This window comes from Bifidobacterium olomucense (assembly GCF_012932375.1).
Lineage (GTDB): Bacteria > Actinomycetota > Actinomycetes > Actinomycetales > Bifidobacteriaceae > Bifidobacterium > Bifidobacterium olomucense.
Window position 1 is genome coordinate 1 of the sequence record NZ_JAAIIG010000035.1, and the last position, 1,411, is coordinate 1,411.

At 63.1% G+C, this 1,411-nt stretch carries 3 protein-coding genes; all 3 read right to left on the minus strand.

All coding sequences use genetic code 11. The features are described from left to right. The coding region (locus tag G1C97_RS12025) for a hypothetical protein (RefSeq protein ID WP_169241961.1) at positions 1-253 on the minus strand (253 nt) is incomplete at its 3' end. Positions 254-285: 32 nt separating this feature from the next. Then, positions 286-813 (minus strand): hypothetical protein, encoded by a 528-nt coding sequence (locus tag G1C97_RS12030; protein WP_169241962.1) that lies wholly within the window; start codon positions 811-813, stop codon positions 286-288. A 22-nt stretch (positions 814-835) separates the two neighbouring features. Further along, entirely contained in the window at positions 836-1,342 is a 507-nt protein-coding gene (locus tag G1C97_RS12035) for a hypothetical protein (protein ID WP_169241963.1), read from the minus strand. Between the last annotated feature and the right edge of the window lie 69 nt (positions 1,343-1,411).

Genomic DNA, 1,411 nt, shown 5'->3' on the forward strand with positions numbered 1-1,411 from the left:
TGCCGCCGAGCTGGTGGTAGGCGTCGTAGATGGTCTGGGCGCGGGCCTTGGTCTCGTTGTCCGCCGTGGCCCCGCCGGCGACGAGTTCGCGCTGCTGGCGTTCGAGCTCGCACAGGAGCAGGACGCGTACACCGTCGCGCATGGGGTTGTGCGCGTCGATCTTGTCGAGCAGCCACGGCACGAGGGCCCCGAAGCCGCCGCTGCCGATGACGGCGGCGAGCAGCATCGCCCATGTAGGCAGTGTCTCGGTCATCTAGGTCATTCCTTCTTTCCTTTCGATCGGTTTTATTTGAGTGGCATGAGGCTTCCAGCCAACGGGGCTCCGGGCGCATACCGTTGGAGCGCCTCGTAATCGGCTCGCGTGCCGAGGTAGATGCTCCATATGTAGATGCGTTGGCCGGCCTTGCCGGGGCCGCGGAACACGATCTGTGGGGTCTTGCCGCCACTGGGGAGCGTGATATCGCCGCTTACGCCGGACGAGGTCAAGGAGCCCCTTGAACGCCAGTCCGTTTCGGGGCCGGCCCACACCTCCACCCAGCTGCCGTAGAGCGGTTTGGATGTCGTGTTGTCGCCTACCGTCATGTTGGCGGCGAGGACGAGCGGCGTATTGCGTGGCACATCAGGGCATTCCATGCCGCACCAGCTGTCTCCGTCCGCTATCGTTTCCACGCAGAAGCCGGGGAAATCGCTCGGCGGCATGTAATGGGACACGATGTTCAGGATGTTGCAGTTGCTGACGCCGCCATGGGAGCTCAGATAGTTGCCCATGTCCACGCACATGGGGTTCGGGTTGAAATTACGCAGGAGTGTCATGCCGCCACCCCCAGACCGAAGGCTAAGGAAGCGGCATGATGTTCCCGGAGAGCACACGGTTGATGGGCTTGTTCGCCTGCCACCAGTCCCAATCCGATTTCGTCATGAGCATAGGCGTGTCGAACACCGTGCCCGAGCCCGAGGCCAACGGCCCGTTGAACACGAACTGGATGCCGGCTCGTTCCCCAGGGGTGGTGAATTCCACCCTCGACACGTTGGAACCGGCCGACGTGGGCTTGCCCAGATTGGCCAGCGCGGTCCAACTGCCATAGCCCACGACGCACATGCAGCCGTTGCGTATCTGCGAGGCAGGCACCGGCGAATAGTAGGCGATCGAGAACACCATGCTCGTATCCGTCGGCAGGTCTAACAGGGTGACGCTCACCTGCGCGCCGACCGCATCCGTCGAGATGACCTTCAACTGCTGGTTCTCCGCTCGCACCGTGGCATGCGAATTCTGGTTCACGCCCGGCAGCAGCCCGTTCGCGTCGAACAAGGGGTTCGGGAAATACTGGGTGATGAGCGTCATACCGCCAACCCCCACTCGTGGAGGCGGACAGCAGCAGGATGGCGAGGATTACGGCGTTTAGCCCAGCCC

Bases quoted from the DNA above. Each gene is read 5' to 3' on its own strand.
- G1C97_RS12035 (WP_169241963.1), bottom strand. From the start codon at position 1,342: ATGACGCTCATCACCCAGTATTTCCCGAACCCCTTGTTCGACGCGAAC.
- G1C97_RS12030 (WP_169241962.1), bottom strand. From the start codon at position 813: ATGACACTCCTGCGTAATTTCAACCCGAACCCCATGTGCGTGGACATG.